30 protein-coding genes are annotated in these 26,406 nt (G+C 35.8%); 11 read left to right on the forward strand and 19 right to left on the reverse strand.

What is annotated here, in order from left to right; all coding sequences use genetic code 11:
* Window positions 1–35: 35 nt before the first annotated feature.
* From pcn to C0Q33_RS06535, 3 genes are read right to left on the reverse strand one after another with little or no spacing between them, the layout of a single operon-like run.
* Window positions 36–782 (reverse strand): proliferating cell nuclear antigen (pcna), encoded by a 747-nt coding sequence (pcn, locus tag C0Q33_RS06525; RefSeq protein ID WP_101477801.1) that lies wholly within the window; start codon window positions 780–782, stop codon window positions 36–38.
* 35 nt (window positions 783–817) lie between these two features.
* Window positions 818–1,132, reverse strand: a complete 315-nt coding sequence (locus tag C0Q33_RS06530; RefSeq protein WP_101477802.1) for a transcription factor S — start codon at window positions 1,130–1,132, stop codon at window positions 818–820.
* Window positions 1,133–1,414, reverse strand: a complete 282-nt coding sequence (locus tag C0Q33_RS06535) for an RpoL/Rpb11 RNA polymerase subunit family protein (RefSeq protein ID WP_101477803.1) — start codon at window positions 1,412–1,414, stop codon at window positions 1,133–1,135.
* Between the two features lie 46 nt (window positions 1,415–1,460).
* On the opposite strand from C0Q33_RS06535, the gene C0Q33_RS06540 reads away from it, so the two are divergent.
* Window positions 1,461–2,003 (forward strand): hypothetical protein, encoded by a 543-nt coding sequence (locus tag C0Q33_RS06540; protein ID WP_101477852.1) that lies wholly within the window; start codon window positions 1,461–1,463, stop codon window positions 2,001–2,003.
* A gap of 29 nt (window positions 2,004–2,032) precedes the next feature.
* Window positions 2,033–2,188 (forward strand): hypothetical protein, encoded by a 156-nt coding sequence (locus C0Q33_RS09295; protein WP_165776461.1) that lies wholly within the window; start codon window positions 2,033–2,035, stop codon window positions 2,186–2,188.
* Window position 2,189: 1 nt separating this feature from the next.
* Here the strand turns inward: C0Q33_RS09295 and C0Q33_RS06545 are convergent, their stop codons facing one another.
* Together C0Q33_RS06545 and C0Q33_RS06550 are read right to left on the reverse strand one after the other, a co-directional pair.
* On the reverse strand, window positions 2,190–2,684 hold the full coding sequence (locus C0Q33_RS06545) for a dual specificity protein phosphatase 23 (protein ID WP_101477804.1): 495 nt from the start codon (window positions 2,682–2,684) through the stop codon (window positions 2,190–2,192).
* 85 nt (window positions 2,685–2,769) lie between these two features.
* A complete protein-coding gene (locus C0Q33_RS06550; protein WP_101477805.1) occupies window positions 2,770–3,069 on the reverse strand; it encodes an NADH-quinone oxidoreductase subunit I in 300 nt (99 codons plus the stop codon).
* Window positions 3,070–3,240: 171 nt separating this feature from the next.
* On the opposite strand from C0Q33_RS06550, the gene C0Q33_RS06555 reads away from it, so the two are divergent.
* A complete protein-coding gene (locus C0Q33_RS06555; RefSeq protein WP_101477806.1) occupies window positions 3,241–3,516 on the forward strand; it encodes a peptidylprolyl isomerase in 276 nt (91 codons plus the stop codon).
* Here C0Q33_RS06555 and C0Q33_RS06560 read toward each other — a convergent pair.
* Window positions 3,508–4,125, reverse strand: coding sequence for a hypothetical protein (locus C0Q33_RS06560; RefSeq protein WP_133121031.1), 618 nt, complete (start codon window positions 4,123–4,125; stop codon window positions 3,508–3,510). The genes C0Q33_RS06555 and C0Q33_RS06560 overlap by 9 nt on opposite strands.
* Window positions 4,126–4,154: 29 nt before the next feature.
* Here C0Q33_RS06560 and C0Q33_RS06565 point away from each other — a divergent pair, with 29 nt between their 5' ends.
* Complete coding sequence (locus C0Q33_RS06565; RefSeq protein ID WP_101477808.1) at window positions 4,155–5,297, forward strand: aminotransferase class V-fold PLP-dependent enzyme; 1,143 nt, start codon at window positions 4,155–4,157, stop codon at window positions 5,295–5,297.
* A gap of 1 nt (window position 5,298) precedes the next feature.
* On the opposite strand, the gene C0Q33_RS06570 is transcribed toward C0Q33_RS06565, so the two are convergent.
* The 4 genes from C0Q33_RS06570 to hsp20 form a co-directional block, all read right to left on the reverse strand.
* Window positions 5,299–5,556 (reverse strand): Lrp/AsnC ligand binding domain-containing protein, encoded by a 258-nt coding sequence (locus C0Q33_RS06570; protein ID WP_101477809.1) that lies wholly within the window; start codon window positions 5,554–5,556, stop codon window positions 5,299–5,301.
* 78 nt (window positions 5,557–5,634) lie between these two features.
* Entirely contained in the window at window positions 5,635–6,696 is a 1,062-nt protein-coding gene (gene amrS / locus C0Q33_RS06575) for an AmmeMemoRadiSam system radical SAM enzyme (RefSeq protein ID WP_101477810.1), read from the reverse strand.
* Window positions 6,697–6,714: 18 nt separating this feature from the next.
* Window positions 6,715–8,865: a CDC48 family AAA ATPase gene (locus C0Q33_RS06580; protein WP_101477811.1), complete on the reverse strand. Its 2,151-nt coding sequence runs from the start codon at window positions 8,863–8,865 to the stop codon at window positions 6,715–6,717.
* Between the two features lie 25 nt (window positions 8,866–8,890).
* The gene (gene hsp20 / locus C0Q33_RS06585) at window positions 8,891–9,406 is read right to left on the reverse strand and encodes an archaeal heat shock protein Hsp20 (RefSeq protein WP_177996820.1); all 516 of its coding nucleotides are present in this window, start codon (window positions 9,404–9,406) and stop codon (window positions 8,891–8,893) included.
* Between the two features lie 92 nt (window positions 9,407–9,498).
* Between hsp20 and C0Q33_RS06590 the strand changes: the two genes are divergently transcribed.
* A complete protein-coding gene (locus tag C0Q33_RS06590) occupies window positions 9,499–10,164 on the forward strand; it encodes a hypothetical protein (protein WP_101477812.1) in 666 nt (221 codons plus the stop codon).
* A 17-nt stretch (window positions 10,165–10,181) separates the two neighbouring features.
* Here the strand turns inward: C0Q33_RS06590 and C0Q33_RS06595 are convergent, their stop codons facing one another.
* The gene (locus C0Q33_RS06595) at window positions 10,182–10,502 is read right to left on the reverse strand and encodes a hypothetical protein (protein WP_101477813.1); all 321 of its coding nucleotides are present in this window, start codon (window positions 10,500–10,502) and stop codon (window positions 10,182–10,184) included.
* Between the two features lie 116 nt (window positions 10,503–10,618).
* Here C0Q33_RS06595 and C0Q33_RS06600 point away from each other — a divergent pair, with 116 nt between their 5' ends.
* Window positions 10,619–11,974 carry an NAD(P)/FAD-dependent oxidoreductase gene (locus C0Q33_RS06600; protein WP_101477854.1) on the forward strand — a complete coding sequence of 452 codons (1,356 nt, stop codon included), beginning with the start codon at window positions 10,619–10,621 and terminating at the stop codon, window positions 11,972–11,974.
* Between the two features lie 59 nt (window positions 11,975–12,033).
* Here the strand turns inward: C0Q33_RS06600 and C0Q33_RS06605 are convergent, their stop codons facing one another.
* Entirely contained in the window at window positions 12,034–12,831 is a 798-nt protein-coding gene (locus tag C0Q33_RS06605; RefSeq protein WP_101477814.1) for a hypothetical protein, read from the reverse strand.
* An 86-nt stretch (window positions 12,832–12,917) separates the two neighbouring features.
* Here C0Q33_RS06605 and C0Q33_RS06610 point away from each other — a divergent pair, with 86 nt between their 5' ends.
* On the forward strand, window positions 12,918–13,619 hold the full coding sequence (locus C0Q33_RS06610; protein ID WP_101477855.1) for an SAM-dependent methyltransferase: 702 nt from the start codon (window positions 12,918–12,920) through the stop codon (window positions 13,617–13,619).
* A gap of 1 nt (window position 13,620) precedes the next feature.
* Here the strand turns inward: C0Q33_RS06610 and C0Q33_RS06615 are convergent, their stop codons facing one another.
* Both C0Q33_RS06615 and C0Q33_RS06620 read right to left on the reverse strand, forming a co-directional pair.
* On the reverse strand, window positions 13,621–15,297 hold the full coding sequence (locus tag C0Q33_RS06615; RefSeq protein ID WP_133121032.1) for a cupredoxin domain-containing protein: 1,677 nt from the start codon (window positions 15,295–15,297) through the stop codon (window positions 13,621–13,623).
* Window positions 15,298–15,378: 81 nt separating this feature from the next.
* On the reverse strand, window positions 15,379–15,921 hold the full coding sequence (locus C0Q33_RS06620; RefSeq protein WP_101477856.1) for a stage II sporulation protein M: 543 nt from the start codon (window positions 15,919–15,921) through the stop codon (window positions 15,379–15,381).
* A 78-nt stretch (window positions 15,922–15,999) separates the two neighbouring features.
* On the opposite strand from C0Q33_RS06620, the gene C0Q33_RS06625 reads away from it, so the two are divergent.
* Window positions 16,000–17,430 (forward strand): DNA-directed DNA polymerase II small subunit, encoded by a 1,431-nt coding sequence (locus C0Q33_RS06625; RefSeq protein WP_101477816.1) that lies wholly within the window; start codon window positions 16,000–16,002, stop codon window positions 17,428–17,430.
* Between the two features lie 2 nt (window positions 17,431–17,432).
* Here C0Q33_RS06625 and C0Q33_RS06630 read toward each other — a convergent pair whose 3' ends face one another.
* Complete coding sequence (locus tag C0Q33_RS06630; RefSeq protein WP_245867362.1) at window positions 17,433–18,674, reverse strand: Cdc6/Cdc18 family protein; 1,242 nt, start codon at window positions 18,672–18,674, stop codon at window positions 17,433–17,435.
* 444 nt (window positions 18,675–19,118) lie between these two features.
* Between C0Q33_RS06630 and C0Q33_RS06635 the strand changes: the two genes are divergently transcribed.
* Complete coding sequence (locus C0Q33_RS06635; RefSeq protein WP_101477817.1) at window positions 19,119–19,514, forward strand: hypothetical protein; 396 nt, start codon at window positions 19,119–19,121, stop codon at window positions 19,512–19,514.
* Here the strand turns inward: C0Q33_RS06635 and C0Q33_RS06640 are convergent.
* From C0Q33_RS06640 to C0Q33_RS06650, 3 genes are all read right to left on the reverse strand, one after another.
* Window positions 19,511–19,663 (reverse strand): AbrB/MazE/SpoVT family DNA-binding domain-containing protein, encoded by a 153-nt coding sequence (locus C0Q33_RS06640; RefSeq protein WP_101477818.1) that lies wholly within the window; start codon window positions 19,661–19,663, stop codon window positions 19,511–19,513. The two genes, C0Q33_RS06635 and C0Q33_RS06640, sit on opposite strands and share 4 nt — an antisense overlap.
* Window positions 19,664–19,836: 173 nt before the next feature.
* Window positions 19,837–20,394 (reverse strand): winged helix DNA-binding protein, encoded by a 558-nt coding sequence (locus C0Q33_RS06645; protein WP_101477819.1) that lies wholly within the window; start codon window positions 20,392–20,394, stop codon window positions 19,837–19,839.
* A 134-nt stretch (window positions 20,395–20,528) separates the two neighbouring features.
* Complete coding sequence (locus C0Q33_RS06650; RefSeq protein ID WP_101477858.1) at window positions 20,529–20,891, reverse strand: hypothetical protein; 363 nt, start codon at window positions 20,889–20,891, stop codon at window positions 20,529–20,531.
* A 66-nt stretch (window positions 20,892–20,957) separates the two neighbouring features.
* On the opposite strand from C0Q33_RS06650, the gene C0Q33_RS06655 reads away from it, so the two are divergent.
* Both C0Q33_RS06655 and C0Q33_RS06660 read left to right on the forward strand, forming a co-directional pair.
* Window positions 20,958–21,707 carry a geranylgeranylglyceryl/heptaprenylglyceryl phosphate synthase gene (locus tag C0Q33_RS06655; RefSeq protein WP_245867365.1) on the forward strand — a complete coding sequence of 250 codons (750 nt, stop codon included), beginning with the start codon at window positions 20,958–20,960 and terminating at the stop codon, window positions 21,705–21,707.
* Window position 21,708: 1 nt separating this feature from the next.
* The gene (locus tag C0Q33_RS06660; RefSeq protein WP_101477821.1) at window positions 21,709–25,083 is read left to right on the forward strand and encodes a DNA polymerase II large subunit; all 3,375 of its coding nucleotides are present in this window, start codon (window positions 21,709–21,711) and stop codon (window positions 25,081–25,083) included.
* Here the strand turns inward: C0Q33_RS06660 and C0Q33_RS06665 are convergent.
* A complete protein-coding gene (locus tag C0Q33_RS06665) occupies window positions 25,080–26,402 on the reverse strand; it encodes a serine hydroxymethyltransferase (RefSeq protein WP_101477859.1) in 1,323 nt (440 codons plus the stop codon). The genes C0Q33_RS06660 and C0Q33_RS06665 overlap by 4 nt on opposite strands.
* Between the last annotated feature and the right edge of the window lie 4 nt (window positions 26,403–26,406).

The following is a 26,406-nucleotide window of genomic DNA, read 5'->3' on the forward strand; positions in this document are numbered from 1 at the left end:
TCAGTATAACCTCGCCCTATTATCCTTAAAATCTTTTAACTTTCAACTCTAGGAGCAAGGTAAAAGTGAATTCTTCCAATGTTTGCAACCTTAAATTCTAATCTGAGTGGCATTTTACTTGAAAATTCACAAACTACGGTGCCTGCAACCGTACCTACCGCTTTTACTATACTATTGAGATATTCCAAGCTATAGGTTGCGTTGCTATCTTCCTTGACTTCAATCTCTGGTATTTCAGGCATCCCTTTTTCAAGTGTTATAATTGCCTCACCAGAATCACCGCGTCCTGAAAATTCTGCTTTTGTAGGAGTAGCATTAATTGAGAGATATTCTGATACTACTTGGATATCACCAAGTATTTTATCAAATTCTCCAGATGTAACTCCCACTTTTGCATTGTAAGTAATTTTTGGGAGTGGTGTATCGGTTGCTGAACTTTCAATTAATCTCATCTTGTATTTTTTATTTTTACCTATTGTAACAAGTAAAAGATTATCTTCAGAAATGCTAATTTCTATATTGTCTTTTTTATCAGCTCTTTTGATCAATTTTGAAAACTCGTCTATTCTGACTCCAAACTTAACATCCTGATCACAAACATATTTTTCAAATGCAGAATTAGGCCAAGCAATATCGATTAGTGCTACATGTGATGGATCCATACCCCTAAAAGCAATTCCTTCACCTGTTGCTTCAAATGTAGCTTCCTCAACTAGAGTTGATATGGCTGATATGACAGCTTTCCATTCTTCAGAACCTCCAGTCTTTGCAGAAAATACCAAACTTACTCAGATCTCCAGAATGTTCAAGTTAAACCTTATGCGTAGTTGCGCCAAGTATAGCTACATTTAACACATCGATAAAACTGGGTGGTAGGTTCATCTGCACTTCTTGTCTGAAGCATCCACCAAACAGCTTCATTATGTCCGCACTTTTCACATTCGATCTTAATTGTTGGTAATGCCTCTTTCATTTCTTTTTCATCCAAAGAGATGATTGAGGGAGCAATTTCATTTTTTACTTCTTTTGTTATCTTGTTTCCTTTTTCACTATATCCGCATTTTGGACATACAAATTCAGAGTCAGAGCTATCTATCTTTAATCGAGCCTGACACTTGGGGCAGAATTTCATTTAAACACCCTTAATTTTAGAAAAAATTGCTTTTTTTAATTCATCAGTGTACTCTATAGCAGTCTTTGTTGCTTTCTCAATTTCCTTCACCGGATTTCCTTTTGAAGTATTTACTCGCATTGAGAGTTGTTTGGTCAATGGATGTTTCAAGACTACACCTGCAAACTCTACAGTCGGATCTTTGAGCATCTCATATTGGACTATGTAAAGAGTGCTAATGTCTGATTTTCTTATGTCCAATTGAACCTCTTTTGGCGAAGATTTCTTCAGTTGAACATCCATGTAAGTCAAAAAAATACTTATTGAGGATATAAACCATTACCAATTGTTGACTAGCGATAAAAATGCAATAAGTGAAGTTTCTCTTGAGAAATCTCCTGATAAACCAAAAATAGATGATAACGTTGCTATAGACGTAAAATTCTCTATAACAGGAGCCTTCCGGGAAGCATTCAATGAGAAAAATTGGGAAAAAGCTTACAATAATCACGACAATGCCTTCAAGTTGCGATATGGGGTAAAGCTCCATACTAGTGGGCTTAGAAAGAAAGAGATTGGTAAGCCCATAGAGACGTACAAGAAAGTTGCCCTTTTTTGGACACGTAATCCAAAGCTGACTCAGATGGGAGAGAAGAAAGTTTGGGTACAGATATCCAAGAATTTCGAACCGTTCATTCCAAAAAATCAAGTGGATGCACAACAGTTGCTTCTTGATTTTGATGAAAAAATACAGTTCAATGCATCTGATCTTGGAGTTGGTAAACATAAGATAGGAGCTGAGATTCATGTGTCTTGGTTCAAACATGATTATGCAGAACCATTTGATGAAACTGTAAACTCTAAGGAAATCGAGATCGAAGTTACCAAATAGGATATAAATGGAATTATTGATGTATCGATATGGCAAAATTCGATGGAATTAGAGGACAAGAATTACTAGAAGTTGAAGACAAGTCAGAAAAAGAAGATCAGATAACCTTGATCTTCAAAGACAATAGGTTTCTCTTCATCAAACTAGAAAATGGCAAGATGGTAGCTAAATCAATACCAGAATAAACTACTTGTTAAGGAACTTGTAGTATAGACTGATTGCTATTTCTTGAGATTCAGACTGGATAGAACCAGGTCTTTCTTTTCGTACTTTTTGTATAGCATCTTTTGCTGAAAGTTTATGATATTTTACAAGATAACAGGCAAGAATTGTACCAGTTCTTCCAATGCCTGCAGCACAATGAACCATTACAGGTTCATTATTTTCAAGTCTATTTTGTATAAACTCAATTGCTTCATCAATTTGTTCCATATCAGGTGCTGAGAAATCTTCTGTTGGAACATGAAGATATTTTACATTTTTTACCCATGATTCAGGAAGTGAGTTCTCAGTCATTGTAATAATAGATCTTACTCCTTGTTTTTGTATCCAATCTATTTCAGAAAGAGAAGTAGGCATTCCACTTCCGGCTAACTTGTCATTAATCAACCAACTAAAATTAGTAGGTTTCTTTGCAATTTTGCCATGTACTTTTCTCCAAATATTTCCAGGTTTACTCACAATATATCATAAGCAGAGGATCCATATATGTAGAAAACTAAGTAGAGAAATTAAAAATAATAAAAAGAGATTTTGATGTTAGGACTTAATCGATTAGTTCGGTCCAACCCTTGACGAATATAGAGTTTCTGTAGAGTGGTACTGGTTGACCTACAGTAAAGTCCATTGGTCTCATCCAAAAGATTGCTTTTGTTGGGCATACACCTATGCATGCACCATCTGAAATGCATCTCTCTGGATAAAATACAAATGCTTTACCTCTCTTCCAACCTTCTACTGGTTTTACTCTTAATACGTCTGGGCCTAGTGTTGTACAGATCTCTACGCAGAGTGCACAACCTATGCACATTTGTTCGCCTATATCTGGAATAATTCCGACTGGCATGTTGTGTACTTCGAGAAAAGATCTTAATATAACTTGCTGAAAAATGCCATGTTATAACGGCGTTTGGAAATTTTATAACACCGTTAATTTGCGATCAGCTTATTCCAAATCTTTAGAATGAGAATTATCTGAACCGATGTTTTTTATAATTTATTATTAATCTAAAATATCATGGGAAGTAAAATTCATTGTGCGCATATTTTAGTTGAAAAACTAAGTATTGCACAAGATCTTAAGACAAGAATTGCAAAAGGTGAGAGTTTTGCAAATCTTGCCAAAGAATATTCAATAGATGTCTCAAAAAAGAGGGGTGGAGATCTTGGATTTTTTTCTAGAGGAGCTATGATATCAGAATTTGAAAAAGCGGCATTTGCACTGGAAAAAGGAAAAGTCTCAGATATTATAAAAACTCAGTTTGGATATCACATAATAAAAAGACTAGACTAGTGGAATCAAATTTGAAGAGATAACAAGTTTGCTTGAATCGCTAGGCATGCTCATTACAATACCATCTACTCCATATTCAAGAAGAATTTTCTTGCTGTTTTTTGTTTCAATCAGACGCTTACCTGTAGGTGACAAGATCCATCCCTCTTCCTTTTTGAATCTAACCATGCTTGCAACAACAAGGTAAGATTTAGTGATCTTTGCTATACTTGTAAGTAACATAATGATAGACATGATAGCTTTTCCAATGTTCTTTTTCCGATTTAAGATATTAAAAAGTCCGTTAAGTGAATCTATAATGATTATAGTCTGTGATAGACTTGCTTTGACTAGGATCTCTTTGAGTATTTGATGTAAAGTTTCAGTAGTAGGTTGAAACAAAGTTACATTTTTTTGTGTAGGGAGTATTCCAGAGACTACGTATCCGCTATATAGTAGATCAAGATCCAAGTACAAGACTTCAAGTTTTGTATTTTGAACTAACTTGGAGATAAATCCTGCCTTCAAAAATGGATCAGCGTAAAATACAGAATTAATAAGGTCCTGTTCTAGTATTGTTTGCAAATTTAATTTAGATGAGTCCAAGTCACCATTAGGATTTTTAAACAATACAAAGACTAGTAGATTGTAATATAATAATGAATTTAGATTATTCCCAAGATTTTCCATACAAAGAGAAAATCTATCTCAATAATGCTTCTACTTCTAGAATGCCAAGATCAAGCATATCAGCAATGAGTGATTTTCTAGTAAAGTATAATGAACTTGGTCCTGACTCAGCGGCTTCTGATAATTATGTAAGAGAAAGACTGACTAATTTGCGTAAGGAAATTTCAGAATTAATCAAATGTAGGCCAGAGGAAGTAATACTTACCCAGAGTGTAACTGATGGAATAAACTTTGTAGCAAATGGATTGAAAATGAATTCAAACTCCAATATTGTGATACGTGGATCGACTCATGAACACCCAGCTAATCATTATCCATGGGTAAGAGTAGGCCAGAGAGTTGAGTTAAGAAATCTTCACGCAGATGAAACAGGTTACTTTGAACTTGATTCATTTAAGAATACAATAGATGAAAGAACAGGACTTGTTGCATTAAGTCATGCATTGTTTAACACTGGTGCAATACTTCCAGTTGAAGAGATTGGTAAGATCCTTTCAGAGAAGAACATACCATATTTTGTCGATGCAGCACAAACTGTAGGATGTATTAGTGATGTAGATGTAAATAAAATAAAATGTAATTTCATGTCCTTTAATGGATCCAAGTGGTTATGTGGTCCAATGGGAATGGGAGTCTTCTTTTGTAGAAGAGATTCAGGTGAACTTATAGAACCACTTCAGGTAGGTGGAGAATCTGCAATCTTTCATGAAAATAAGATCGTGTATAAAGAAATGCCTGCTAGATTTCAGGCAGGTTTTCGTAACTGGTCAGGTGTTGCATGTCTTGAAGCATCACTAAGTTATTTGAAAAAAATAGGAATGAAAACCATTAGAGAAAGAAACATCATGCTTGCTAATCTATTACGTGAGGAGATTTCCAAAATTAATGGTATAACTCTGTATGGACCAGAGAAGGAGGAAAAACGGACAAGCATAGTCTCATTTTCTATTCAAGATAAAGATTCCAAGACTTTGGTTGCTAGACTCGAAAAAGAGAACATGATACTTGCGGTAAGAGATATTTTTACTAAAAAGATTGTAAGGGCTTCTCCCCATTTCTTCAATACAGAATCAGAAATTCAGACCGTAGCTGATGCAATAAAAAGAGGCTAAGTTATCTTTCTTGCTCTTCAATTACCATCATAGTCAAAGTAGAGTAAACCTTGTCTATTTTTCTAATCTTATTTGTGATTATACTTCTTAGAAGATCCATCGAATCTGCTGTAATCTTGACTATGATATCGTATACGCCATACACCCCTTGGACCTCATACTGTATACCATTTTCGTTGTCAAGTATCTGTTTTATTTTTTGAATTATCTCAACATCAGAGCCTAGATCGGAATTAATCAAAATGTAGGTAGTTGGCATGCATTAATTCGAGTTACACGATATTTAACCTTTGATTAAAATTCCAAAATTGATTTTTGATGATATTGGATTTTTACTTTATAGAATAAACTGGAATCGATTTTGTTTGTAATTTTCAGAAAGTTTTCCTTCAATTGCTATTTTATTACCACAAAAATTACAGTTATTTTTATTGTCAATATACCACCCTTGTATATCAAAACCGTATCTTTTGACTACAATTTTCTTGCACTGAGGGCAGTATGTATTTTCAAGACTATGACCTGGGACATTTCCTAAATAGGCATAATTGAGCCCAATCTCCTTTGCAATTTCATAATGTTTCTCAAGTGTAGGTATTGGTGTTGGCTCAAAGTCCATCATTTTGTAATCTGGATGAAATCTAAGAAAATGTATTGGCATGTCAGGTCCAAACTCATCATAGATGAATTTACATAACTTTCGAGCATATTCTAAATTGTCACCAACTTGTGGCACTACCAAGTCAGTTATTTCCACGTGAATCTTTGTTTTGCTATGAATTTCCTTAAGGGTATCAAATATTGGTTGAGGATCTAGAATTCCAATATATTTTCGTGAAAATTGAGGTTCTGCATTTCCTTTAAAATCTATTGTAATACAATCAAGAAATTCATTCATCATGTTGACTGTATCAGGAGTATCATAACCATTGGAGACAAATATGTTAAACAATCCGTTTTTTCTTGCAATTACTCCACAGTCTCGTGCAAACTCAATAAATATAGATGGCTCATTGTAAGTATACGCAATTCCATCAGCACCTGATTGTTTTGCTGAATCAACTACTTCTTGAGGTGTCATATCAGTTCCTTCTATCTTTCTTCGTTGACTGATGTCATAGTTTTGACAGTATTTGCATAACCAATTGCAACCAGTTGTGGCAATAGAAAATATGCTTGTACCAGGCCTATAATGCGTTACAGGTTTTTTCTCAATTGGATCTACATGACCAGTGATTACTTTACCATATGCAAGAAGATCAAGTTTGCCATTGTTATTTGCTCTAATTCCACATAGACCAACCTGATCTTTTCCAATTTCGCAGTATCTAGCACATGCTGTACATCGAACCTTGTCGTTAGGTAATTTTTGATAGAGAATTGCTTCCTTTGCCGTCATTATACATTACTCAATTTATCATATAATTGCTGGCGTTACTACTGATTTTGGTTTTACAGCAAGTGGTCGCATCTTCTGGATTGCATTTTCCAAGTCTTCCTGAGTTATTTTAATTGATTTTACATTTTTTTCTTTTTTATTCACATATCTTCGTATGGAACTCATAGCAGCTCTATTGCACGCTCCTTCTATTTCTGCGCCGCTAAAGCCATTAGTCAATTGTACTAGCTTTGTAAAGTCGATGCCTTCTGCAAGTGGTTTCTTTCTTGTGTGTATTTTGAATATGTTTTCACGTCCCTTTGTGTCCGGCAATGGTACCTCAATGATTCTATCAAATCTTCCTGGTCTTAGTAATGCACTGTCGATAAGATCTACTCTGTTGGTTGCACCAATTATCAATACGTTATGTAATTCTTCAAGTCCATCTATTTCAGTTAGTAGTTGGGACACTACTCTTTCTGTGACATTAGAGTCAGAGCCCCCTGAGCCTCGACTTGGAGCCAATGAATCAAGCTCGTCAAGAAATATGATACATGGAGCAGCTTGACGTGCCTTTCTGAATATTTCACGAACTCCTTTTTCAGATTCACCTACCCATTTTGATAATAGTTCGGGACCTTTGATGCTAATAAAATTAGATTCAGAGGTGTGTGCTACTGCCTTTGCAATCAGTGTCTTTCCTGTTCCGGGTGGTCCATAAAGTAAGATTCCCTTGGGAGTTGCAACATCAGTATACTCGAATGCTTCTTTGTGTTTGAGTGGCCATTCCACGGCTTCATAGAGTTCCTCTTTTAATGATTCCAAGCCGCCTACATCTTCCCATGTAACATCTGGTATCTGAACTAGAACTTCTCGTAGTGCAGACGGTCTAACATCTTTTAGTGCATCTTTGAAATCGTTATCTGTAATGATAATTTTTTGAAGAATTTCATTTGGAATTTTTTCTGCTTCTAGATCCAAATCAGGTAGAATTTTTCGAAGGGATCTCATGGCAGCTTCTTTTGCAAGCATTTCCAAATCAGCTCCTACAAATCCATGAGTAACTCTTGCAATCTGATCCAAGTTTACTTTTTCTTCAATTGGCATACCTCTTGTATGAATATTTAGTATCTCTCGTCTTCCCTGTTGATCTGGAATTCCAATCTCTATTTCACGATCAAATCTTCCTGGTCTTCGTAATGCCGGATCAATTGAATCTGGCCTATTTGTTGCCGCAATTACAACTACCTTGCCTCTTGATTTCATTCCATCCATCAAAGTTAGAAGCTGTGATACAATTCTCTTTTCTACCTCTCCAGTTACTTCTTCCCTCTTTGGAGCTATCGAGTCAATTTCATCAATGAATATAATACTTGGTGCATTTTCCTCTGCTTGTTTGAATATATCCCGTAATCGCTCTTCACTTTCTCCATAGAATTTTCCAATAATTTCAGGACCACTAAGGGAAGTAAAGTGAGAATTAGTTTCTCCTGCCACTGCTTTTGCTAAAAGTGTCTTTCCTGTTCCGGGTGGTCCGTAAAGCAATACGCCTTTTGGTGCCTCAACTCCTAGTTTTTCAAATAGTTCTGGGTGTCGCATAGGAAGTTCTACCATCTCTCGGATCTTCTGAACTTCATTTCTTAGTCCGCCAAGATCATCATAGGTTATCCTTGGAATAGAATTATCAATGGCTTTAGTCATGGCTCCCAATTTGAACTCGGTCTGTTCTGATATAATGACAGGTTTTGCAGATGGCTTAGTACCACTTACAACAAGTTGTGTTTTTCCACCCAACTGTGTGGTTACAATTAATGTATCACCAGAAGTTAACACATGACCCATGTAGTATGTTTGCATATACTCTTGAAGTCCTTCTTCACCTAGTTTTTCAATAGGTGAAAGGGTTATCTGTTCAGCTTCTTCGGCATCAACAGATTTTACTGTAATCTTTTCGCCTATTCCTGCTCCTATGTTATGACGTGTAATTCCATCTATTTTGATTATTCCTGTGTCGTAATCTGGAGTAGAACCAGACCAGAGTTTAACATGACTTTTTCTATTTCCAACTAGTTCAAGAATTTGGCCAGTTTCCCATCCATTGTTTTCAACAATTTTTGGATCTACTACAGCTATTCCTTTTCCCACATGTCTTTGGGCTGCCTCTGCAATTTTTAATGTAATTTCGCTCATAATTTTATCACCATAAAAAATAAAGTCATTCGACCGTCACCCTCTTTCCTTGCGGTTGATCCTCTTCTTTGAGTCTGAACTTTACTTCCAAGATTCCATTAGAATATGTTGCCTTGACAGAATCTTCGTCAACCTTTTGTTTTATTGGAATTTTTTCATGGTACTTTTTATCACCATTTTCTGCATCAAGATTTACAGTTTGTCCTACGACTTCGATTTCTATGTTATTCTTTTCTACTCCAGGCATTTCTGCTACAATTTTGAGAACTTTTTCCTTGTCATTTACAATAACATCTACAAATGGTTCTTTTATCTCCGATGTAGGTAAAAGACCTGGTCGAACATTTCCATATTCCTTAATCACAGGTTTTCCATCAGGTTCTACAGTCATAGAGTACCCGTAGTAGTAAGGACCAAATGTTTGCGTGTTGTCAGAACTTTCCATGTTGTCCCAAATTGTATCTAGTCTTTTGAAAGGTTGCATCATTTTTTGGAAGAGATGATCAAATTCATCCCAGTCAGTTATGTCATGGTTATGCATATAATGTAATAGGTATGACATTATATAAATATTATGAAATAATGAATCATCTTATTACATAAATTAATATAATTAGTAGTGCTATTTACCCTATGCGAACTCAGAATCTTTCTGTTCCTGATGCAGTAAGAGAGATAATTACAAAAAATAGATCCATTTACGACTGTATCAAGATGGGTTTGATAAATTACACATCACTTGCAATAAAACTCCAAAAGGAGGTCGAGTCGTATGTGGGAGGACCAGTAAATCCCAATACAATTGTTGTTGCAATTAAAAGGTATGCAGATTCCTTTGAAAAAAAGGACGAGATGCAAAATGAAACAGTACTAAAAAATGCAAGACTTTCTCTAACTGATGGAATTGTTGACATTAAATTTTTCTCAGATGATTTTGAAATGAAAGATGCCGTAGATTTGATGGATAGATTTATGAGAATTGATCCAGATTACGAATTTTTTAGATCTACTGACTCGTTTAGATTTTTAACTGAAGATATAAGTGATGTAAGAAAAATTTTAGAATCTTTTTCATCACATAGAAATTCCTCCCAAGCTGGACTAGCAAAAATAACCATACATATTCCCGAAAATGAGCACAGTTCTGAGGTAGTTTCGTACGTATCTGAGATTCTACATGATAATGGAATCGAGCTTTTTAATGCGTTCTTCGGACAAGACCATATAGTTGCAGTCTTATATGAAAAGGACGCAGCTAGGGCATATCAAATTCTAAGAAGAGAAATTTCTCGTCAATAATTACTAGAATAACCTTTCTAAACACCAATAGATTCTGCTTTTGTTACTTCTAGGAAGACTTTGTCTCCCACTCCAAGGTTTAGTTCTTTGTACTCGTGCATGTCAAGCTTGATTGAGGTTACGTTACCAGGCTGACCCATACCTCCTCCAGACATCATCTTGTTGAGGTTTTTTACCATATCATCCATATTTGTAAAGCCCATTACTCCTCCTGCACCAAAAGGTGATGCGGGTGTACTTTGTTCTCTAAAATCTTTGGACGTAGAAAGCGAGAGTATTACATATGGAGATCCATCCGGTGATGCATCTATTCGTGTGACAATATACTCTTTCTTCATATCCTAGATCCTGTAAATGAGCATATTTTACCTTTCGCTCAAATGTTCTAATGATCAGCTCTATGAGACTCAAAACTACCTTTTTTATCCCCATGAATAGACTTCAGATATCTTACATGTCAGAAACCAAAAGAATCCTTGTTTTAGGAGGTGGATTTGCAGGGGTTGAGTGTGTAAGAAAACTTGAATCGTATTTTCCAAATGAAAATGATGTTCAGATCAGTCTAGTAAGTGTGGATAATTTTTTCTTGTTTACACCAATGCTTCCTCAAGTAGCTTCAGGAACCATTGAGACTAGACATATTGTAATTCCAGTTAGAACACTATTGAAAAGGACCAAGTTCTATGAGGCAGAAGTTAAGAATATAGATCCTTACGGAAAAACTGTAACTCTAAGCGGTACAAAAGAAAAACGTGGAATTTCTCTACATTATGATTATCTTGTATTGGCCCTTGGCAGTCAGACAAATTTCTTTGGAATGGATCAATTAGAGAAATTAGCTTATTCAATGAAAACTCTCAACGATGCAGTTGTACTACGAAATAGAGTCATAGATATGCTTGAGCAAGCAGATAATGAAACTAATCCTATTTTCAAGAAAAGTTTGCTTACTTTTGTAATTGTTGGAGGTGGATTTGCAGGTATAGAAACAGCAGGAGAATTAATGGATTTATTACATGATGCAAGAAAATATTATCCTAATATTGAGAAAACCGATATTAGAGTAATTGTTCTTGAGGCACTTCCAGCTATACTTCCAGGTTTTAATGAAAAGCTTGCAAAATTTGCTTTAGAAAAACTTCATGAACGTGGAATTGAGGTGAAGGTGAGTACAAAACTTTCTAGTTTTTCAGGTGATGAAGTAATAATTGATGATGCTCGTCCACCCACAGAAGATCCTAGTAAACAGATTATAGTAAACGCCATACAAACAAGGACCTTGGTGTGGACTGCAGGTGTAACACCTGTGAATATTATAAAAAAATCGGTCTTTAAAACTAACAGAGGTGGAATTGTAGTAGATGAATTTCTTCAAGCTGTTAATTTTCCTGAAGTTTTTGCAATAGGAGATTGTTGTTATATTATTGATCCAAATACAAACAGGCCTCTCCCACCAACAGCACAAAATGCAGAATCAGAAGCTAAAATTGTTGCAAAAAATCTTTATGCGATAATTATGAATAAAGAGAAAGAAAAATTCGTTTATTCACCTAGAGGACAAATGGCAGTAATAGGAAAACGAAGTGCAATTGCAAGTATGTTTGGCATTCATTTACATGGAATTTTTGCATGGATATTATGGAGAGTAATTTATCTTTCAAAAATTCCTCGACTTGATAAAAAAGTGAGAATATTTCTTGATTGGACAATAGATTTGTTTTTTGATAGAGATATCGCAAGATTGAAGGTTATGCGTGAAAAGCCTATTGAGGAATTCAAAGAACTTGATGAAGTTGATGATGTCTGGTAAAAAGATACTTTTATGAATAAAAATTAGAACTACCAGATCATTAAAAATAAGAAGAGAGTTTAGAATTTTGGAATTATTCTAGTCTTGACAGCAAATACTACGACACTCAATACGGCAATTGCAAGAACTATTGATGCTACTGGACCAAACTCTGGAACTGTTGCATTTTGTTGTGGCATTGTCATATTTGACATTGGCATGGTTGGTGTCTTGACATCTGTAACTTGTGAAAAGCTAAGTACTTCGCCTTTAACACCTGTCCATGTTGATGGGTCTGCAGTAGTTGGACCTATTCCATTAAGTGTCACCATAATGTTAACTGGACTATTAGATGAGAGAGCAGGAGTAGTTAGAGTATCTGTTCCAGTTGGTGCGTTACCTTTTGGATTTGAGAACACTGTATTACCATCTTGTGTAATAATGATTGCATAATTCTGGTTTTGTACAAAATTATCATTTGTATCTCTGAATCCAATACCTATTGCTAATGTTTGTCCACTAATTGGATGACCCGTTCTTACTATTACTGCTGTTCCATCCGAAGCTAAATCCATGTATGAAACCACTCCGCCGATGATCACACCTGTTGATTGTGTTGTCATAGTAGAGTTTACTGGGGTTGTTGATGCTCCAGTATTGTTACTCTGTGGCTGAGCTGATTGTGCTTTCATCTGGGCAAGTTCACCAGGAGCACAAACATGATCTCCACATATGTTATAGCAAGGTCGATATGCAGTACAATGACTAGTTATCGTAGACTGTGCTGAAGCTGTCATGATTGAAGTTTCTGATGCTACACCTATTATAGCAACGAGGGCCAATAGACCAAAAAATACTCGATAATTTTTTGACTTCATTGATTTTTACAGTGTTAAGTAGCTAAAAAAGGTTTGAGAAACACAATCTGTTAGTGAAATATATTAAAGATCACAAAAATGAAACCATGGGTAAAGTCTTTGCTGTTGGGGTAGGACCAGGTTCGCCAAAATACGTAACCGAAATTGTAAAGGAGATAGTACTAAATTCCGATATTGTAATTGGTTACAAATACACATTAAATACGATAGAGACACTCTTGAAAAATAAAGAGATTCATGAAGTTACTATGAAAGACCAAGAGGATGCATACCAAAAAGTCTCAAAGACCATAGGTAACAAGACATGTGTTATTCCTTTTACGGGAGATGTGAATTTTTCAGAATCAGAAGTAGTTGATAGATTAATTGAGATCTTTGGAGACGTACAAATTATTCCCGGAATTAGTTCTATTCAAGTAGCTGCATCAAAGGCAAGAGTACCAATCGATAAAAGCAAGGTCATCACAATGCATATTTCTACAAGCATAGAAGAAAAGAAGCTTGAGCTTCAAAAGGCACTTATTGATGGATTTAGTGTTATACTAGTACCAAGACCTTGGCCAAAAGAGCCTTCAAAACATTTTATGCAATCTGAAATAGCAACTTACTTGAAAGACCAAGGTTTTGACACTTCAAATATGAAAGTTCACGTCTTTGAGTTTCTAACTACTGATAAAGAGACACATTTTGTAGGTAAAGTAAAAGATTTGGAAGTAAAACAATTCTCTGATCTTTCTGTGATGGTTTTTGATCAGACAAAACTAGAGTCGTACATTAATTTTAAATAATTTAACGAAGATTAGGTGGTGTTCCAAGTACATATGATTGGGTCGGAGGCATTGAAATTATCACTCCATTCATCCAAGTATATTGCGGATCATAGAATCTGATTATTCCAGTATCATTGATTATTGCAGTATATGTTTGACCAGGAGTAATTGGACCACTTACTATCTTTCCATCAGGTGTAAACGGATTGCCATTTTTCTGAGTACTTACTCCACTGAGAATTGTGTGAACAATAGAATCATTGTTTACCCAAATGATTGGAGTACCAGGAACTATCTGTACGGTTTCTGGATAATAGTATGAATTGTATTGATTAAATTGTTGCTGCGTAGATGCGCCATTTGCTAATGATGAACCTAAAGCTATGCTAATCTGAATTGGAGATATTGAAGTAGATGAGGAAGTTGATGATGAAACAACTACTCCATTAATCCAAGTAAATGAAGGATCAAAAATATGTATAGTACCAGTTTTCGTAACTGTAAGTGTGTAATATTGTCCTGGAGCAATAATACCAGTATCGAACATTCCATCAGGAGTAAACTGAGGCTGTTTTGCAGGAGCAGATCCTTTTGCTCCGCCTTGTGATGTACTAATTATTTGACCAGTTTGTATTCTATGTGGAACAGAATCATTGTTTATGAATTTCAATGTTGTTCCAGAGGTTATTCGAATAGATGAAGGTGATAGAAATTGTAGATTATTTGGATCAGATGCACCTTGAATGATAGTCATCTGAACCATACTTCCTTGGGCAGGTGGAGGTGGAGTCAAGGGTGATATGATTCCTATCATAAATGGATATGTAGGATCAAAGAAAGTAATGTCACCTAGCGTTTGTTCAGGAGGAATGTTATAGATCTGTGCCATTGTTGGAGTAAGTCTATTTGTAGTATTAAAAGCAGTTATTGTATATTGAAATGATTGTCCTGGAGCTAAAATTCCACTGTCAATTTTCCCATCTGCAGTAAATACTGGAGTTGATTGATCAGCAGTAGTTGCTTTAGCTATACCACTCATTATTCTGTGAGGAACTACATCATTGTTGATCCAAACTATTGTAGTACCAACAGCTGCCTGTATACTTGACGGGTTAAAGTGGACTTGATTATAAAAGTCAGATCCGTGATATACGATGCTTACATTCACTATGTTTGAAGATGATTGTTGGCTTTGTGTGGTAGGAATTGTTGTTGGTTTTGTAGTTACGGTATTAGTAGATATTATTTTAGCACTATAGCTTACTTTCATAGTTTCAGAACCGGTAATCTTGCCTGTTATGGTATAGACCGAACCCTCTTGGTTACTATTTATGATTCTACCAAACAAATTTAGATGAATTATATTTCCATTTTCATCTTGTGCATCTCCCTTGATGACGAAATATTTTCCATCTCGTAAGATTGGGGTTTGCCAAATTCCTGAATTTAGATATTGAACATGTGCTATAGTAACAAGACCATTATCAAGGGTAGATTGTGTGGTACTTCCATTCTTGGAACCTACAGTAAGTTCTAATGCAATACTAGAATCAAGAATGGTTTGGTTACCGGAAAGATATCCAAAAGCTTTGATTACGTATTGGCTATTAGGGGGAAAATCAGAATATGCATGAGGTAAGCATAGTATAGTAACAAGTCCTGTAATTACCATTAGAAACAGGAATACATTCTTCATTAGACTAGCTAATTCCTAGTTGGATATTTAATTACTGGGTATAATTTATCACACAATTAGGCAATTCCCGGTTGATTGTTTTTACAAGCTAGATTTTATGTGACCTACACTTGAACCAAATTGTTGAATCATGGCATATTCAATAAATCCCCCTGCAAGTAAGAGAGCCAAAGCAATTCCTATTTCTATACCAGTCTGACGAAGCTCGTTTTTTAGAGGTTTTCTTCTAATTATAGTATTTATCAGCAAAAAGCTTCTTGACATTCCAATTGAATATGCGACAAGCTCCATCACACCAAATGGAGACAAGTAAATCAATGCCAATGGAGGAATTTTTGCAAGTGCTGGAGTTGTAGTTACTAGTGCTTCAAAGGCAACTCCTGTCGACCAGGCTGCAAATGCACCCCAAGCCAGACCAAAACCTGGAATAAACATCGGTAATGCAACTGATGCATTATGTTCAAAAATTCCTATAGCATCAATTCCTTGAACTACTTTTTGAAATTCTTTAAGAAATGATTGTGATTCTTCATCAGATAATTTACTTTGACTTCCAATTGAATAAGATAATGAAAAAATTCCAACAAAAATTAAAAATACCAAAATTCTTCTATTTCTAAACAATAATTCTTTTTTAAGAGAACTATATTTGAGGTTGGTGGTTGGCACAGATTTAATTAAAAGTTGTATTATGAGACCTTGTTGAAAGAAGAGGTCTCTTCCGCTATAACTTATGCATTAAGTAAAGGATTTCAGATTCATCCTGACGCATTTAAGATATTAGAAAAGATCGATGTAAAAGAACTTCAAAATATAATCAAACAAGTTGTACGAGAAAAGGCTAAACAAAATATGTTTTTGATAAATCAGAGTGACCTCAAAATGTTTGTAGAATCAGAAATAGACGATAGTATTGAAAATGAACATGTAATTTTGTTTGATCCTACAAAAAAGGTCACATCTGCAGAAGGGATTGATGGTTTTACGGCATTATTTCGGAGTAGATATTCAAAACTGCTCAAAATTATGATGCAACGCTCACAGTCAAAGAAACTGACTCCCATTGCAAACGTGACTAATGGTAAATTGGATGAAGAAACCTACATTGTAGGTCTGTTAATGGATAGAAGAATAGACAGAGACGTGACAAAACTAGTCATTGATGATCCGTCAGGCTCTATAGAACTATTAATTTTCAATAAGGAGATACAAGAAACTGCAAATTCTCTACTAATTGATCAGTTTGTGATGATATCAATTGCAAGTGGTAAAAATGGAGGATTTTTTGTAAAAGAGCTTCTCGTCCCAGACATACCTGATCATATAGCAAATCGGTCAAAGACTGAAACCTATGCTGTTTTGATTTCCGATTTGCATGTAGGTAGTAAGTTCTTTATGGAAAAAGAGTTTACAGAGTTTGTTTCATGGCTTTCAAGTCCTGATCCAGTAGCAAGAAAAGTCAGGTTTGTACTAGTTGGTGGAGATATAATTGATGGAATCGGCATATTTCCCAATCAGGATAAGGAACTCTTACTGTTAGATGTTAACGAGCAGATGGCAAAGGCTACCGAGCTTTTAGACAAGATTCCAAAACACATCAAAGTATTCATCATTCCTGGAAACCACGATCCAGGAAGAAGAGCTCTTCCACAGCCAGCAATTCCAGAAAAACATAACATGCATCTTTGGAATAGAGAGAATTTTTTTATGTTAGGTAATCCTTCAATGCTTGAGCTAAATGGGGTAAAGATTCTGATGTTTCACGGTCAAAGTCTTGATGATGTTGTAGGTAGTACTCCAGGGCTAAGTTATGCACAACCAGCAAAAGCAATGCGAGTTTTACTCAAGACTAGACACTTGAGTCCAATATATGGTAAGAGAACACCAATTGCACCAGAATTAGAAGACTTTATGGTAATATCAGAAGTTCCAGATATCTTTCATTCTGGGCACATACATGTTGTTGATCTTGATATGTACAAAGGAACTTTAATTGTAAACTCTGGTGCATGGCAGAGTCAGACTCCATTTCAGACCAGTGTTGGAATCAGTCCCACACCTGGAATAGCTATTATTGTAAATCTTGCCACAATGAAGGTTTTTACAAAAGACTTTACTGAAAATTCTAGTTAAAATTACAAAAGATCTTCTAGAGTTAGATCTTCTTTAAACGCTTTTTTTACAGTATCAGCATTAAGTGTAAGATTGTATTTTTTGGTTCGTCCATGCATGCCTTGATGAATAATTTTTCCTGTGATAAGTCCGGTCATTTCTATCTCGCTTAGCATCTGTGTAATTCTACGTTGGGTGAGTTCTTTTTGTCTGGTAATCTTACAGAGGTTTTTGTATGAATGATATATCTCACCTGTAGTATTTCCGCCTGCTTTCATTACTCCCAATATTAGCAATTTTTCATGTAATGGGTATGAATTCAATGCCGTAGTCTCCTTGTCTTCTTCCATCTTAAGGGAGGCTCGTCGTATATGATCTTCCTTTACTGTATCTGATTGTTCACGTTCTGCTATTTCACCTGCCACTCTTAACAGGTCTATGGCTCTTCTTGCATCACCATGTTCCTGTCCAGACATGGCTGAACAGAGGTTTATGGCTGCCTGCTCTACAGAATTAGGGATAAAGCCAGCCTTGATGCGCTCTTCTAGAATTTCTTTAATCTGACCGACTGAATAATTGGTAAAAACAACTTCTTCCTCACTTAGACTGCTCAAGACTCTAGGATCTAGTCGTTCTTTGAATGTAAGATCATTAGAGATTCCTATTAGAGTCAATGTGCCTTTTTTCAGCCTCTCATTAGCTCTTGTTAATGAATAGAATACATCTTTGCCTGATTTAGACACAAGTTCTACAAGATAATCTATCTCATCTACTACAAATACCGTGTTTAGACCATCTTTCTCAATTGCTGAAATAATACGATTGAATACTTCGCTAATTGAAAGTCCTGTAGAAGGTAATTCTTTTTGTGATGTAAGACCTAATTGTCTTCCGAGTTTTACTAGTAATCCATAGAGTGTAGTCTCTTCTTTTGCATTTGCATAAAGTAGATGAATAGGAAAAGAGTTGTCTTTTACTCGTTCTTGTATTTTACCTAGGACCTTTTTTACTACTAGAGTTTTACCTGTTCCTGGTTTTCCATAAACAAGTAGATTGGATGGACGTGATTTTTTTAATAAAGGTAATAATGATTGAGTGACCTTTTTTTGTTCTTCTTCTCTATGTAGGATTATGTTAGGGATAAATGAATAATGTAGGACTTCACGATTTTTGAATAATGACTTGCCACTTTCTGCATCATCTAATAATTTATCAATTGGATCTTTTGTCAATGACCCACACACCACTGTTTCTTCTCTATCCACATATGGATTCTACCATACTAATCAAATTAGAATTGAATAACTAAACCAAATTTAGTATATCATTAATTATTTTTATTATTATTTTCATTAAAAAATTTTTTTAATAAAGCTAGAGTGGAAGTATAGGTGTGTGAGTCTTCCTAAGATGATGTTAACAACCAGGTGAACATTCTGTTAATTTTTAACTCAAAAAGACCAAAATGACCCCTTTATTTCCAGTCCAGGCGTGAAGATGGCTCTTAACATTGTTAACATCCAAAAGGCAACCCCCTTATTTCCACTCTAGGCATGAAATCTAGGGTTATTTAGATATAAACGTCAAAGAGCCTGTGAAGATACTAGAAACACCCAGGCATGGCCTAGGCAGTGAATGTTAACAAACCTAGGTGTTAACAAATCTTCTATGATCTATTCAAGTGTTAACAGTGAACCAGATCGATCCCAATGGCTCGAAAAAGAATAAGAATAGACTTGGAAGATTCGGATGGTGCCAAGTATAACTTTAGCCTGGAAGGCAATGTTACACGTGAGAAGATGCTAAAGATATTTGAATTGATGAATTTAATAAATATAGAAGAGCCAGAAACGGCTGCTCAATTAGATTCCATAGGAGCCAAGATATGGCATATTATAGACAAGAATTTCCCAATAGGCAAGTTCACATCATCTATGATCTTGGAAAAATATGAGGATGAATACACAGAACCAATCAAACTAAGTGTGATCTCCACATATCTCTCTAGATTTGCCGTAAAGGGTAAGGTAGTAAGGGAGAGACAGGGAAAAGAATGGGCCTACCAGATACTAAAGATAGCCCAGAGGGAAAAGAGTACGACTTAGGAAATTACTACCTTTTTGACCACCAGGTGATCACCATCAATAGTTATTTTGACATAATCTCCCTTCTGAAGTTCAAGAAATTTTCTAAAGTCCTTAGGGATAGAAATCGTTCCTGCAGTGGTAATTTTGATTAATTGTTCATTAGACATGTTATTAGATTATAAGAACAATAATTTAAGAATTTACTATTAACTATAATTATTAAATTATAATGATTTTCTATGACTTTGATAAAAAATGGAGTGTCTGATTATCAAATTAAACAAAAATAATCTAAAATGAAAATCTAATTTCTTGATCTGATAACTATTAGAATCAAAAATTATTGAGCCGAGACCATTTTTACGACCCCTATCCTTGTAAGGCCTTTCTCAGTTATTTTGTAAGTAAAGGGTTTTGTTGACATGTCTCTTTCAACCAAACCGTCCTCAAATAACTTCTTTAACATACGTGATGTGTGTTCTCTAGTCCTTCCTATTGTGACCTGAATGTCACGTGATGTCATTGGTTTTTCTGTGATTAATCGTAGAACATGATCAGTAGCATTACCATACTGCATATTCTGTATTCTTTCCTTTGGTTTCTCTTCTTTGACCACTATCGGATCTTCTTGCTGTATTTTTTGCTCCTTTTGCTTTGGAATTTGTGCCTGAGGAATTTCCTGTGGCTCTGGTGTTATTTCTAATGAATCTAAACGAATTTTCATATCTATTAGTAAATTTTCATAATATTGTAGACGTTCTGTTAGAATTTTTGCATTTTCTGACTCTGATATTAATCGTGGCTTTACCTTGTTGTATATTATAACTGCTGCAAGTCCACCAATAAAAGATGCAAACACGCCTAAAATCACTCCTACATCTGGGATATCTACTAACATCACATGTAACGTCAAATGATGTGATTTATCATATTTGAGTAAAATTATTTTACATCTTGCATATCAATATCAAACATATTTTATCACAACATATCACAACCGCTTTGTGGATTATTCCTATTTTTGAACCTAAATTACAACTTACATGTTCGATTTAGTAGCTCTTGTATCACAACCATGACTTCTTCCTCACGTTCAGGAAAAACATCACTACTTTTTATCACAGAGATCTGCTCAGAGAGGCGATTTATTACATCTATATCATCAGAACTAAGCACGCCTAGACCTCTAAGAAGGATCCACGAATAGCATAGAGCAATTAACTTGTCCCTAGATTGGCTTACTTGTCGATAAAATGCCCCTTTACTAATAGTAAACTGCGAGTCTGCAAGGTTCTTACGTTTTAAAATAATTTCAATTTGTCTCTCAGTAAATAATGATTTTTTTATAATTTGTCTAATAATATTACTAAAATTATCATCAGAGGGTTTGCTCATAGCTATACAAATCTGTATAACTTTATTCAATTAAACTTTTAATCAATAGATATTCAACCATTGCATATGCAAAAGACAGAAGACTATCTTCATGCTACTAGAAAGAAAAAGGGAACATTACTCTTTGTATTGATCGATTCTGAAAACTCTGCAGGACATTTAGCTTCTACTCTAGCAATGGAGGCTGAAAAGAATGGCGCATCTGCAGTTCTAGTTGGTGGTTCATCAGCTACTGATCAACTCACCATGACTGAGACAGTAGCTAGTATCAAAAAAGCAGTCAAAATTCCTGTAATTCTCTTTCCTGGAAATGTTACAGGCGTAGTTCCTGGTGCAGATGCAATACTTTTCAGCTCGCTTTTGAACTCGGATAACCCATACTTTATCTCACAGGCACAAGCCTTGGGGGCACCAAGTGTTCTAAAATTTGGCCTTGAAGCACTTCCTACAGCCTATATCATTATTGGTGAAGGAACCACCGTTTGGCATGTTGGTTCAGTAAGAACAATTCCATTTGACAAGCCAAGTTTAGCAGTCATGTATGCTCTCTCTGCTCAATTCATGGGAATGCGATTTGTATATCTTGAAGCAGGCTCTGGAGCCAAATCTAATGTAAAACCTGAGATGGTTGCAGCTGTAAGGAAGCTTTTCAAAGGATTTCTAATTGTAGGGGGAGGCATTCGTAGCCCAGAAACTGCTGAAGAGATTGCTAAGGCAGGTGCAGACGCTATAGTAATTGGTACTTTAATTGAGAAGGGGGGAAGTTTTAAGACCATTTCCGATATCGTAAAAGCCATCCAATTTGTAAGGAAATAACATGTCAGAGAACCTAGCATTGAGACTCAAAGAAGTCCCAATGCCTCAATACTATTTTGATTATTATACCAAAATATCCGAAGAAGTTTTTACTATTTTTGAACAAGCTGCTTCTGCCAAGGCAACACTTGCAGATTCTTCTGGGATGGTAGAACCAAAGATTGCTTTTGATCTTGCAGACCGCGTATCCAAAATGCACGACATTGATGTAACTGATAATCTACGAGCTCTTATTCAAAATACTCCAAAAGAATTAGCCGCTCTAAAACTTGCAGAGGATATAGCACAGGGCAAGTATTCTGGACCAGATACTGATCTTCAGACAAAACTTGACCTTGCTGTACGTGTGGCTCTAGCTATCGTTACCGAAGGAGTTACCATTGCTCCTCTTCAGGGAATAAGCGAGGTTAAGATCAAAAAAAATTCAGACGGTTCTGAATATCTCTCGGTATCATTTGCAGGTCCTATCAGGTCAGCAGGAGGTACAGAAGCAGCTGCTACAATGTTAATTGCAGATCATGTACGAAAGATAGCTGGACTTGGAAAATATCAAGCAAATTCGTTTGATGATGAGACTGGACGATTTGTAGAGGAATTAAGGGTATACGAAAGAGAAGTTGGAAGTTTTCAATTTCATGTTCCTGATCAAGATGTGGTTAGTGTCATCTCAAATCTTCCAGTTGAACTTGATGGTGTAGATACTGACCTTGTAGAAATTGTAAGTCATAGAAACATGGTAAGAATAGGTACCAATAGAGTAAGAGGAGGAGCACTTCGTGTACTAAACGACGGTCTTATTGGCAGATCTCGTAAACTGCTCAAACTTATAGAATTATACAAACTTGATGGTTGGGACTGGCTCAAGGATTTGAAGGGAGCAATCCAGACAGGTGACGCAGATGCAGCAGCTCATCGAATGAGGGAAGTGATTACAGGAAGATCCGTTCTTTCCATGCCTAAGAAACTTGGTGGATTTAGGTTAAGATATGGTCGCTCATGTAATACAGGATTTGCCTCAATTGGCATTCATCCCGTAGTTGCAGAGATATTGGATCATGCCATAGCTGTTGGAACCCAGATTAAAATTGATGTTCCTGGAAAAGCCTCTACTGTAGCTTTTGTAGATTCTATTGATACACCAATTGTTAGACTAACTAACGGTGATGTTGTAAAAATTAAAGATACTGCTCATGGAATTCATCTTAAACCACAGATTGCAAAGATTTTGCATCTTGGTGACATTTTGATTAGCTATGGAGATTTTCTAGAAAATAATGCAGAGCTTGTACCAACTGGATATGTAGAAGAATTTTGGGCTCAAGAACTACTAGACAAAGTAACAAAATATGAACCAAATGATACTGAACTTTTAAGCTATGTAAACAAGATACCAGATCTGGAAGAAGCATTTAGAATATCATTGAATTTTGGCATTGGTCTTCATCCTCAATATCTCTATTATTGGGATCAAATTACAATTGAAGAATTTGAAAAAATTCTAAAACCCCAGAAAGTTGAATCGGACCTTATCATTTATCCCATTAATGCAAAAGATATTCTAGAAAAACTTGGTGTTCCACATGAAGTTGCAGATGACACTCTTCTTCTAAAAAATATAGAAGCCAAGATATTCTTCTATTTGTTATTTAGAAAGCCAATTCAACTTGAAAGAGATCTTACTGTTCCTCAAATCATAACTCAATCATCTGGAATACGAATTCCAAATAAATTCTCAACGTCTATTGGAGTAAGAGTTGGAAGACCTGAGAAAGCTGCATTAAGAAAGATGAAACCTCCAGTTCATACTTTATTTCCAGTTGGAAATAAGGGCGGGGCATCACGCGATTTGCTAAAGGCAGCAAAACAGCCAGACTTTTACTGCAATATCTACAATAGATTTTGTAAAAATTGCAACGTTCCTACTATTAGCATAGCATGTCCCAAATGTAAAACAAAAACAAGCACTATTTTCATATGTAAAAAATGTAGAGATGAACTTGATACCAATTATTGTGCAAAATGTAAATCACGAGCATATGGTCATTCATACCGTTCATTTCCTCTCAAAGATCTCTTGATTGCTGCCCAAGAGAGAACTGGATTTAGAGCTCAAGAGCCATTCAAAGGTGTAAAGGAGCTCATAAATCAAGACAGGGTACCTGAACCACTTGAAAAGGGTCTGATAAGGCAAAGTCTTGGACTAAATGTCTTCAAAGATGGGACAATTAGATTTGATACAACAAACGCTCCTCTATCACACTTCAAATCTTCCTGGATTGGAACCACTCCGCAAAGACTAGTAGAATTGGGATATACTCATGATACCAACGGAAATCCACTTGAAAGATCTGATCAACTTGTTGAACTTAGAGTACAAGATGTTGTAATTCCAAAAGAATGTGGAGATAGTCTTGTTTTTGTCTGTCAATACATAGATAGAGAACTTTCAAAGCTTTTTGAGCGTCTACCATTTTACAATGTTAAAAGTACTGATGATCTAGTAGGACATCTCATCATTGGTCTTGCACCACATACATCAGTTGGCATAGTGGGTAGAATAATTGGATATACCAATACCCAAGTGTGTCTTGGAACTGCAGTATGGCATTCTGCTAAAAGACGTGATGCTGATGGTGATGCAGATTCTATCATGTTATTAATGGATAGTCTACTTAATTTCTCAAGATTATTCTTATCTGATAGGATAGGTGGACTGATGGATGCACCATTACTTGTTCAACCTATTGTAATTCCTCAAGAAGTGCAAAGACAGGCTCATAACTTTGAAGTAGTAAAAGCATATCCACTTTCATTCTTTGAAGCTACTCTTAGAAAAGATAAAGCAAGCGAGATCAAAGACGTCGAGATACTAAAATCAAGATTAGAGACAGAAAAACAATTTCTTGGACATGATTTTACACATTCTACTTCTACCTTGACTACATCAAAATCAAGAAGTGCCTACTCTACACTTGGGTCATTACTTGAAAAACTTGACATGCAGATTAGAACTGCAGATATCATAAATGCAGTTGATCCAAGTGAGGTAGTATCAATGGTGATGACCACTCACCTACTTCCTGATATCATGGGCAACCTTCGAGCTTATTCTGGCCAATCTTTTCGATGTACTGCTTGTGGTGCAAGCTACCGAAGAATTCCACTTGCTGCAAAATGCCTTGAATGTGGACATAAGCTAATTCAGACCATGACTAGGCCATCTGTACAAAAATATCTAAAGCTTGCAAAAAGAATGCTCAATAAATACACGATTTCACCATATCTTCGAGGAAGGGTACTTTCTCTCTTAGACGAATTAGAACTAGTCTTTGGTAAAGAAGAAAGCAATCAATCTATTCTTACAGATTTTGCCTAACGAATTTTTATGTAATCATAGCCGCCATGCTTGCTTTCAAAGCAATAACGAACTTTCTGAAAGTCTTTTCTAAATTTCTTGACCTGTGTTGCTATCTTTTTCTTGTCTTTTTTATCTATTACAACCTTTTTGATAAATTCGGCAACTTCTTCCATATCTGATTCTTTCATACCAAGACGCGTCAGCTCTGCAACACCAAGTCTCATTCCACCTGGATGGAAGTAATTGCGTCCAGCTTTGATATCTCCTGGTATGAGTTGCCTGTTTACGATAATGTTTGCTTTTTCAAGATCTGCCTCAATTGTTCCACCATCACCAAATGAAAGTACATTTACTACTATCTGGTGAGATTTTGTAAATCCACGTTTTTCGCCAAGTACTGAAAAACCAAATGAGTGAAGAGCCTCTGCAAGCGCTTTTGCATTCTTAATTACCTGTACTGCATATTTTTTACCAAATTCTAACATCTCTGCATAAGCAATGGCCTTTCCTGCCATGTGATGTAGGTGATGATTACTAGTCATTCCTGGAAATGTTGCCTTTTTAATACTTTCACCATATTTTTCAAATGAGCAAATCATTCCACCCTGTGGACCAAACAAAGTCTTATGTGTACTCATTGTCATTGCATCTGCTCCTTCTCTTAGAGGATCTTGGAATTGTCCACCTGCAATAAGACCTGCAACATGTGCACCATCATAATTGACAAACATATTATAGCCTTTTAGAAAATCTGCAAGTTCTTTTACTGGGTGTGGAAACAAAAAGACTGAACCGCCAAACATTGCTAATTTAGGAATTCTTCCAGCCTTTTCAAGTTCTTGTACTTTTTGTTTTGTCTTGTCAACATCAATTGTCATCTCTTCAACATCAAATGGATAGAACTCAATGTCTAATCCATGAACAAGACCTGCAGTACCTGAATGTTCTTTCTTACCATGGGATATGTGACCACCTGATGGAATTGAGGGAGCAAGCATTACATCTCCTGGATTTGAAAATGCTGAATAGATGGCTAGATTTGCAACAACACCTGAAATTGGTCTTACATCAACAAATTCTGCCTTGAATAGTTTTTTTGCTAATTCCATGCACTTGAATTCTACTTTATCAATGTAGGTACAGCCAGCATAAACTCGTTCACCTGGCCAACCTTCTGCATATCTGTTAGCAAAGTCAGAAACTGTTGCCTCACGGACTGCGGGACTTGTAACATTCTCACTTGCAATTAGAGGAATAGAATCTGCAAACCATTGATTATGAGTCTTGAGCAAAGAAAGTACTTCGTCGTAAGATGATCGTGGTGAAGAACGAGACATGTCT

It is taken from the genome of Candidatus Nitrosotalea bavarica, from assembly GCF_900167955.1.
Classification (GTDB): Archaea; Thermoproteota; Nitrososphaeria; order Nitrososphaerales; family Nitrosopumilaceae; genus Nitrosotalea; species Nitrosotalea bavarica.

Coding starts and splice junctions, on each gene's coding strand:
- C0Q33_RS06530 (WP_101477802.1), bottom strand. CDS start 1,132: ATGAAATTCTGCCCCAAGTGTCAGGCTCGATTAAAGATAGATAGCTCT.
- C0Q33_RS06535 (WP_101477803.1), bottom strand. CDS start 1,414: ATGGATGTTCAACTGAAGAAATCTTCGCCAAAAGAGGTTCAATTGGAC.
- C0Q33_RS09295 (WP_165776461.1), top strand. CDS start 2,033: ATGGCAAAATTCGATGGAATTAGAGGACAAGAATTACTAGAAGTTGAA.
- C0Q33_RS06550 (WP_101477805.1), bottom strand. CDS start 3,069: ATGCCAGTCGGAATTATTCCAGATATAGGCGAACAAATGTGCATAGGT.
- C0Q33_RS06555 (WP_101477806.1), top strand. CDS start 3,241: ATGGGAAGTAAAATTCATTGTGCGCATATTTTAGTTGAAAAACTAAGT.
- C0Q33_RS06565 (WP_101477808.1), top strand. CDS start 4,155: ATGAATTTAGATTATTCCCAAGATTTTCCATACAAAGAGAAAATCTAT.
- C0Q33_RS06570 (WP_101477809.1), bottom strand. CDS start 5,556: ATGCCAACTACCTACATTTTGATTAATTCCGATCTAGGCTCTGATGTT.
- amrS (WP_101477810.1), bottom strand. CDS start 6,696: ATGACGGCAAAGGAAGCAATTCTCTATCAAAAATTACCTAACGACAAG.
- C0Q33_RS06580 (WP_101477811.1), bottom strand. CDS start 8,865: ATGAGCGAAATTACATTAAAAATTGCAGAGGCAGCCCAAAGACATGTG.
- hsp20 (WP_177996820.1), bottom strand. CDS start 9,406: ATGCATAACCATGACATAACTGACTGGGATGAATTTGATCATCTCTTC.
- C0Q33_RS06590 (WP_101477812.1), top strand. CDS start 9,499: ATGCGAACTCAGAATCTTTCTGTTCCTGATGCAGTAAGAGAGATAATT.
- C0Q33_RS06595 (WP_101477813.1), bottom strand. CDS start 10,502: ATGAAGAAAGAGTATATTGTCACACGAATAGATGCATCACCGGATGGA.
- C0Q33_RS06600 (WP_101477854.1), top strand. CDS start 10,619: ATGTCAGAAACCAAAAGAATCCTTGTTTTAGGAGGTGGATTTGCAGGG.
- C0Q33_RS06605 (WP_101477814.1), bottom strand. CDS start 12,831: ATGAAGTCAAAAAATTATCGAGTATTTTTTGGTCTATTGGCCCTCGTT.
- C0Q33_RS06610 (WP_101477855.1), top strand. CDS start 12,918: ATGGGTAAAGTCTTTGCTGTTGGGGTAGGACCAGGTTCGCCAAAATAC.
- C0Q33_RS06615 (WP_133121032.1), bottom strand. CDS start 15,297: ATGAAGAATGTATTCCTGTTTCTAATGGTAATTACAGGACTTGTTACT.
- C0Q33_RS06635 (WP_101477817.1), top strand. CDS start 19,119: ATGGCTCGAAAAAGAATAAGAATAGACTTGGAAGATTCGGATGGTGCC.
- C0Q33_RS06640 (WP_101477818.1), bottom strand. CDS start 19,663: ATGTCTAATGAACAATTAATCAAAATTACCACTGCAGGAACGATTTCT.
- C0Q33_RS06645 (WP_101477819.1), bottom strand. CDS start 20,394: ATGTTAGTAGATATCCCAGATGTAGGAGTGATTTTAGGCGTGTTTGCA.
- C0Q33_RS06650 (WP_101477858.1), bottom strand. CDS start 20,891: ATGAGCAAACCCTCTGATGATAATTTTAGTAATATTATTAGACAAATT.
- C0Q33_RS06655 (WP_245867365.1), top strand. CDS start 20,958: ATGCAAAAGACAGAAGACTATCTTCATGCTACTAGAAAGAAAAAGGGA.
- C0Q33_RS06660 (WP_101477821.1), top strand. CDS start 21,709: ATGTCAGAGAACCTAGCATTGAGACTCAAAGAAGTCCCAATGCCTCAA.
- C0Q33_RS06665 (WP_101477859.1), bottom strand. CDS start 26,402: ATGTCTCGTTCTTCACCACGATCATCTTACGACGAAGTACTTTCTTTG.